This window comes from Methylobacterium sp. NPDC080182, assembly GCF_050281105.1.
Lineage (GTDB): Bacteria > Pseudomonadota > Alphaproteobacteria > Rhizobiales > Beijerinckiaceae > Methylobacterium.
Map to the genome: position 1 here is coordinate 1 of NZ_JBNNWO010000051.1, position 7646 is coordinate 7646.

Genomic DNA, 7646 nt, shown 5'->3' on the forward strand with positions numbered 1-7646 from the left:
GCCGACACCTGGGTTCCCGCGGCGTCCCGCGTCCCTCGTGCTCGCCTCCCGGGCCATGCCCCCGGCGCCACACCGCGCGCGGGGACGATCACGCGCGTCCGGTGCCGGCACCTCGGGACGAGCAGGGGAGAGCGATGGTTCGCGCCCCGCCGGTCCTCAGGCCGGCAGCGGCTCGCGCGGCTCGGTGTGGTCGAACAGCCGGGGCGGCGCGATCGCGTCCCGGGCGCCCATCCGGGCGACGAGATGATCGGCGACCCGCAGGGCGTTGGCGATGATGGTCAACGTCGGGTTCACGGCGCCGATCGACGGGAAGAAGCTGGCGTCGGTCACGTAGAGGTTGTCCAGCTCGTGCGCCTTGCAGTTGGTGTCGAGCACCGACGTCCTCGGATCCGCGCCGAACCGCAGGGTCCCCGCCTGGTGGGCCGTCCCGCCGATCGGGACGTTCTTGCCCAGGTAGAGCGAGCGGTCGAACAGGTGCGGGTGGATGTCGGTGAAGCTGCAGATCTCGCGCAGCTTGTGCCGGAGCCGCTTGTGCGCCTCGACGTTCGTCTCGGTGAGGTCGAGATGGACCTTGCCGCCCTTGTAGAAGATCCGGTTCTGCGGCAGCGGCACGTCCTCGGAGGTCAGCCAGAAGTCGACGGAGTGCTTGGCGATCCAGTCGAACGGCTTGTCGGGGAACCATTGCAGGAAGCCGGGCAGGCCCTCGCCGTGGATCTGGGCGCCGTCCGACTTGCCGACCATCTGGATGTGGCCGAGGGGGAAGTCCCAGCCATCCTTCGGGTCCGGATCGCCGAAGTAGAAGTCGTTGAGGCCGAGCGTCTTCTGGAACCGGGTCGGGTTCGGGACCTTCGAGATCGCCAGCACCGTCGAGTTGTTGTGGCGCATGTAGTTGCGCCCGACCTGATCCGACCCGTTGGCGAGGCCGTTCGGGTGGCGGTCGCTGGCCGAGCGCAGCAGCAGCAGCGCCGAGGAGAGGGCGCCGCAGGCCACCACCACGATGTCGGCCGAGGCCTCGAACGGCGCGCCGTCGCAGTTCCCGACGACGCCCGTGACGGTGCGGCCGGAGGCGTCGGTGACGAGGCGCTCGATGTAGGTGCGGGTGAGCAGCGTCAGGTTCGGGCAGTCGCGCAGGGCGGGGTCGACCACCATGGTCTGCGCGTCCGACTTGCCGTTGGTGGGGCAGGGGAAGCCGTCGAACGATTCGCACTTGATGCAGGGCGAGGTCGGCACCGCGCGGCCGTCCTTCTCCACCAGCCGCACGCCCACCGGCAGGTGGAACGGGTGGTGGCCCGCCCGCTTCAGGTTGTCGAACAGCTCCCGGATCCGCGGCTCGTGCGCCACCGGCGGATGGGCGTAGGGCTTGGTCGACCAGGGCTCGGTCGGGTCCTCGCCGCGCAGGCCGTGAACGTGGAACAGCTCCTCGGCCGCCTGGTAGTACGGCTCGAAGACGTCGTACCCGACCGGCCAGGCCGGCGCGACGCCGTCCTGGTGGCGGATCTCGGCGAAGTCCTTCTCGCGGAGGCGGAAGAGGATCGAGCCGTAGAATTTCGAGTTCCCGCCGACGTAGTAGTGCAGGCCGGGGTGGAAGCTCTTGCCGTCGGACGAGTACCACGTCTCCTTGGCCTGGTAGTAGCCGTCGACGATCACCGCCTGACTGTCCCAGTTCCGCGGCTCGCGCAGCAGGTAGTCGCCGCGCTCGATCAGCAGGATGCGCTTGCCGGTCTGGGCGAGGCGCCACGCCATCGTGCCGCCGCCGGGACCGGACCCGACAATGATGACGTCGTAGTGCTCACCGGGCATGTACCGTCTCCGTCCGGACCTGCGTCCTGGCAGGCAACTCGCGAGCCGCTTCTCGGATCACCGCACGGTACCGTTGATCCCGCGCCGCGTCGCGGACTCCGCCGCGGATTCCGCCGCGGACTCCGCGAAGTCCGCAACCGGCGGTTAAGGGCCTTTCCCAACGCCGCCTTCAGCTTCGGCTGCGATCCTGCGGCGAACCGGCCCGATGCCGGGGAGGCCGGAATGATCGACACGCTGGCGCCTGTCCTGGCGCTCCTGACCGCGGCCGCACTGGCCTTCGCCCTCTGGCGCCGGCTCGGAACGCGGCGCGCCGAGCGCGAGGCCGAGCGGCTGCAGGACCGCCTCTGGCGGATCAGCGAGAGCGAGGACCGCTACCGCGCCCTGGTGGCCGCCACCACCGAGATCATCGTCCAGCGGGATGCCCGCGGGCGCATCACCTACGCCAACGAGGATTTCGCCCGCCTCCTCGGCCGCGAGCCGATCGCGCTGATCGGCTCCCAGGACGATCTCGAGATCCTCGACCGGAACGCCGTGGAGATCGGGCCGGACGGGGTCCGCCGCCTGGAGGCGCAGGTCCGGACGGCGGACGGGCGGGCGCGCTGGTTCGCCTTCGTGGAGATGCCGGTGGCGCACGGCGACGCGACGCACTGGCTGCGCGCGGGCCGGGACGTGACCGCGCGGGTCGAGGCGATCCGCAGCCGCGACGCGGCCCTGGAGCGCGCCGAGGCGGCGAGCGTCGCCAAATCCCGCTTCCTGGCGACCGTGAGCCACGAGATGCGGACGCCGCTCAACGGCATCCTGGGCATGGCCGACCTGGTGCTCGGGACCGCGTTGAACCCCGAGCAGCGCACCTACGTGGAGGCGGTGCGCACCAGCGGTCAGGCGCTGCTCGGCCTGATCGACGGGGTCCTCGACTTCTCGCGGATCGAGGCCGGGCGCCTGGACCTCGCGGCCGAGCCCTTCGACCTGCCGGCCCTCTCCGAGGGGGTCGTCGAGCTGCTGGCGCCCCGCGCCCAGGACAAGGGCATCGAGATCGCCCTCGACGTGGCCGAGGACTTCCCGGCCGCGATCCTGGGCGACGCCGACCGGGTGCGGCAGATCCTGATCAACCTCGCCGGCAACGCCATCAAGTTCACCGAGCGCGGCGGCGTCGGCGTCAGCCTGAGCTTCGCGCGGGCCGGGACCGGCGGCGAGGTCGTGCTCGCCGTGGCGGATACCGGCCCGGGGATCCCGGAGGAGCGGCTGCCGATCCTGTTCGAGGAGTTCGAGCAGGGCGACGCCAGCGCGAGCCGCAGCCACGAGGGCACCGGGCTGGGCCTCGCCATCACGCGGCGGCTCGTGACCCGCATGGGCGGGCGGATCGAGGCGGATTCGCGCCTCGGCCGGGGCTCGACCTTCCGGGTCCTGCTGCCGCTCGCCGAGGTCGCGGCGGCCGAGGATAGCGGGCGCGCGCCGCTGCCGACGCTCGCCCCGCGGCGCTGCCTGATCGTCGCCGACTCGCCGTTCCAGGCCCCGTACCTCGCCCGCAGCCTGTCCCGGGCCGGGGCCGCCACCGTGATCGTCGACAGCCTGGAATCGGGCCTCGACGCCCTGTCGGGCGCGGCCTTCGACGCGGTGCTGGCCGACCGGGCACTGGGCGACGCGGCGGTGCGCCAGATCGCCGACGCGGCCCGCGCCTGCGGGGTCCGCACCAGCCTCGTGCTCCTCTCGCCGTTCGACCGGCGCGGCTTCGGGTCCCCCGGCGCGGCGGGCTTCGACGGCTACCTGATCAAGCCGGTCCGGCCGCGCTCCCTGTTCGAGCGCTTGCTCGCGTCGACGGGCCCGATCGAGGCCGCGGCCGCGCCGGCGGCGGAGCCGGCGCGCGTCGGCTCCAGCCTGCGGATCCTGCTGGCCGAGGACAACCCGATCAACGCCCTGCTGGCGACCCGGGCCCTGGAGCGCCTCGGCGCCACGGTGATCCACGCCGTCGACGGCCTCGAGGCCCTCGCGCGGCTGGAGACGGACGGCCCCTTCGACCTCGCGCTGATCGACGTGCGGATGCCCCGCCTCGACGGGCACGAGACCGCCCGGCGGATCCGCGCCGCCGAAGCGGGCGGCGCGGACCGCCTCCACCTCGTCGCGCTGACCGCGAATGCCGGCCGGGAGGACGAGGTCGCCGCCCGGGCGGCCGGCTTCGACGGGTTCCTGGCCAAGCCGCTGAATCTGAAGCTGCTCCCGCCGCTGCTGGAGCGCCGATCCGCGCGGGCCGCCTGAGCGCGCGTTGACAGGCGGGCGGGTCCCGCGCCAACAGGACGCCCATGTCGACCGTCAGCCCTCCGTCACCCGCACCGCGCTCGTCGAGCGGCGCGCTTGCCGCCTGGGGCATCGCGGTCCTCGTGATCGCCACCGTGCTCATCGGCGCCCTGGCGCCGGCGCGGCACGCGTCGCCGGCGGTGTCGGCGGCCGACGATCCGACCTGCCTCGAGTGGACCGACGGCTGCAAGGTCTGCCGCCGCTTGGCGGAGGGTCCGGCCTGCTCGCTGCCCGGGATCGCCTGCCAGCCCGGCGCGCCGCAGTGCCTGACCCGCCGGGACGGGTGATCTGCCGGACCGGTCCGTGACCGCCGCGGCGCCGGTGCTGCGCTTCGCGCCGAGCCCGAACGGGCGTCTGCACCTCGGCCACGCCTACTCGGCGCTGCTCAACGCGGACCTCGCCGCCCGGATGGGGGGCGTCTGCCGCCTGCGGATCGAGGACATCGATCCCGCGCGCTCGAAGCCGGACTTCGTCGACGGGATCGTCACCGACCTCGCCTGGCTCGGGCTGACCTATCCCGAACCGGTGCGGCGCCAGTCCCGGCACATGGCGGCCTACCGGACAGCCCTCGACGGGCTGATCGCGAGCGGGCTCGCCTATCCGTGCTTCTGTTCACGCGGCCAGATCCGGGCGCGCGTCGCCTCCGGCGGCGACGGCCCCCGCGATCCGGACGGCGTGCCGCTCTATCCCGGCACCTGCCGCCACCTGGACCGGGCGGCGGCCGCGGACCGGATCGCCCGCGGCGACCCGCATACCTGGCGGCTCGACATGGCGGCCGCCCTGCGCCGCGCCGGCCCGACCCACGGCTACGTCGCCTTCGACACGGCCGGCGCGCACCGGGTCGCGGCGGATCCGGCACGCTGGGGGGACGCGGTGATCGCCCGGCGCGACGTGCCGACGAGCTACCACCTCGCCGTGGTCCACGACGACGCGGCGGAGGGGATCACCCACGTGGTGCGGGGCCGCGACCTCGAGGCGGCCACCGGCCTGCACGTGCTCCTGCAGGCCCTGCTCGGCCTGCCGGTCCCGCGCTACCGCCACCACGCGCTGCTGCTCGATACCGGAGGCGAGAAGCTGGCCAAGTCGCGCGGCTCGCGATCCCTCGCCGACCTTCGGCAGGCCGGCGCGACGCCCGAGGCTGTCCGCGCCCGGCTCGGCTTCGCCTGAACGACAGCGCGCTCCCTCAGCGGACCGCCGCGTCGCGCTGGGCGAGGGCGGTCGCGCTCTTCGACTTCTGCATGGTGGCGTCGATCTGCTCGCGCTGGCGCTTGAAGTCGGCGAGCAGGCGCCCGTCGAGTTCCCGGCCGCGGGGGACGCGGATCTTCATCGGGTCGACGAAGTGGCCGTTGATGATCACCTCGTAGTGGAGGTGCGCGCCGGTCGACAGGCCGGTCGAGCCGACATAGCCGACGATCTGGCCCTGCCGGACCTTGACGCCCTCGCGGATGCCGCGGCCGAACCGCGACATGTGGTTGTAGGTCGTCACGTAGCCGTTGACGTGCTGCAGCTCGACCCGGTTGCCGTAGCCCGAGGTCATCTCCGCGCGGATCACCACACCGTTGCCGGCCGCCATGATCGGCGTGCCGATCGGGTTCGACCAGTCGACGCCCGTATGCAGCTTGGCGTAGCCCAGCACCGGGTGGCGGCGGTAACCGAAGCCGGAGCGCATGATCCCGTCGGCGATGGGCTTGCGCAGCAGGAACTTCTTCAGCGACCGGCCCTGCTCGTCGAGGTAGTCGATCGTGCCGTCGTCCGGCGACTGGAAGCGGTAGACTTTGCGGGTCTCTCCGCCGAGCGTCAGCGCCGCGTAGAGCAGGTCCGGACGATCGGCGCTGGCCTCGTCGTCGGTGCTGTAGAAGACGTCGAGCCCGTCACCGCTGCCGATGCGGCGCTGGAAGTCGAGGTCGTAGCTGAAGACGCGGACGATGTCCTCGACCGTGGCCCGCGGCAGGTCGTGGCGCGCCGCCGTCTCGTAGAGGCTCTGGTACAGGCGCGGCCCGGAGCCGGAATCCTCGTCCTCGTCCTCGCCGGCCTCCGCCTGAGGCTGTCCCTTGGGGGAGGGGGCCTCCTCGGCGGGGGGCGCCACCGACACGAAGGCGCCGCGGTCGTTCAGGGCCGCGATGCCCTCGATGCCGTTCTCGCCGTACAGCACCACGCGCGTCACCTGGCGGGGATCGCCGGGACGGGGCCCGGGGGCGACCTGGACGCGCATCGGCTGCCCCTCGTTGAGGGCAGCGGTGCGGGTCTTGCCCCCGAGCGCGGCGACGATGCCGCGAACGGCATCGTCGCTCGCGAGGCCGGTGGCCTTGAGGGTGGTCTCCAGTGTCTCGCCGCGCTTCAGCGCGAGATCGCGCTCCTCCACGAGCGGCGCCTCGTTGGCCTTCAGCTCGACCTTGGCGACCTTCGTGACGTTCTCCGGGACGACCAGCACCTCGATGGACTTGAACGGGTTCGCGTCCTTCGGCACCGCACCGTCGCCGTCGCCGGCCGCGCCCTGCTGGAGCGTCCGCGACAGCATGATCTGCGGGGCGATCGGGATGGCGGCGCGGCGCCCTGCCTCGGCGGCGATCCGGCGCTCCTCCTCGACCTGCGCGGTGACGTCGTCGTCGCTGAGGGCCGGCGCGTTGGCGTCGACGGCAGCGTCGGCGAGTTCGCGCTTGACCACGGTGACCTCGGCGCTGGGGGCGTCGACGGACGCATCGGGCGCGCGCTCCAGTGGCTCGTCGGAGACGAATTTCATGGGGTCGAAGCGGGGCGGCTCGGCGGCGTAGACGCCCGTCGTCATCGACAGGGGCGTCGTCAGCCGCACGAAGGCCTTGGCCTTGATGATCTCGCGGTCGCCGAGGCGGACCGTGACCGGCGCCTTGAAGCTCTGCTTGGCCGAGGCGATCATGAGGTTGCGCACCAGCCGGTCGCCCTTGCGGGCGATGTTGGCGCCGCTCTCGCTCGGCTGGGGGCGGGGCATGATCGCCGCCTTCTCGGGAATGGCCGCGAAGGAAACGTCGCCCTGGAGGGACACGTGGAGCGCCGCAGCGATCAGACCGGCGCCGGTCAGGCCGGTGAGGCTGCTGGCGCAGAGCCAGCGGAGGTTGACGGCGCGTCGGTCGATCTGCGTCGCGGTCGCGCCGAGATGGTCAAGAGGCTCGTGCACCCCGCGTGCCGGGGGGAGGGCGGCCACGTCGCCGATCTTGAGTCGCTCGCGCTTCACTCGAAGGCCCTGAGAAGACGATGGCGAACGGGCGTTCCCGCGGGATCCGCGGCGCTGAGGCCGGGCTCGACCATACCGGAGGCGACATCCGCGCCCGGCAATCTCATCTCACGACCCAGCGTGTCGAGATTGAGGCGTGCTGCTCCCGAGCGCCAGCCCCGGCGCGGGAAAGACCGCGATCATCCACCGCCAGGCTTCCGGGTGGTTCGCCGCGCCGGCCGGCAAAAAGGGTGTTGACGGCCCGGATCGGCGGCTCTATACCCCGGCTCATCGGCGCCGGCCGCGGAAGTGGACCGGGCGCTGAGCCATCTTCTGACAAGCGGGCGGGCTGGCCGGCGGGATTGCC

The 7646-nt window shown here is 72.8% G+C and carries 5 protein-coding genes; 3 read left to right on the forward strand and 2 right to left on the reverse strand.

The genetic code is table 11. The features are described from left to right. Positions 1-156: 156 nt before the first annotated feature. The gene (locus ACQKQD_RS33905) at positions 157-1800 is read right to left on the reverse strand and encodes a GMC oxidoreductase (protein ID WP_100253867.1); all 1644 of its coding nucleotides are present in this window, start codon (positions 1798-1800) and stop codon (positions 157-159) included. A gap of 222 nt (positions 1801-2022) precedes the next feature. Here ACQKQD_RS33905 and ACQKQD_RS33910 point away from each other — a divergent pair, with 222 nt between their 5' ends. The 3 genes from ACQKQD_RS33910 to gluQRS are packed head-to-tail and all read left to right on the forward strand — an operon-like array spanning position 2023 to position 5259. After that, positions 2023-4053, forward strand: coding sequence for an ATP-binding protein (locus ACQKQD_RS33910; RefSeq protein WP_427510976.1), 2031 nt, complete (start codon positions 2023-2025; stop codon positions 4051-4053). A gap of 44 nt (positions 4054-4097) precedes the next feature. Beyond that, complete coding sequence (locus ACQKQD_RS33915; protein ID WP_331299017.1) at positions 4098-4379, forward strand: hypothetical protein; 282 nt, start codon at positions 4098-4100, stop codon at positions 4377-4379. 16 nt (positions 4380-4395) lie between these two features. After that, positions 4396-5259, forward strand: a complete 864-nt coding sequence (gene gluQRS / locus ACQKQD_RS33920) for a tRNA glutamyl-Q(34) synthetase GluQRS (protein ID WP_427510977.1) — start codon at positions 4396-4398, stop codon at positions 5257-5259. Positions 5260-5275: 16 nt separating this feature from the next. On the opposite strand, the gene ACQKQD_RS33925 is transcribed toward gluQRS, so the two are convergent. Continuing rightward, a complete protein-coding gene (locus tag ACQKQD_RS33925) occupies positions 5276-7300 on the reverse strand; it encodes a M23 family metallopeptidase (RefSeq protein WP_427510978.1) in 2025 nt (674 codons plus the stop codon). Positions 7301-7646: the final 346 nt, after the last annotated feature.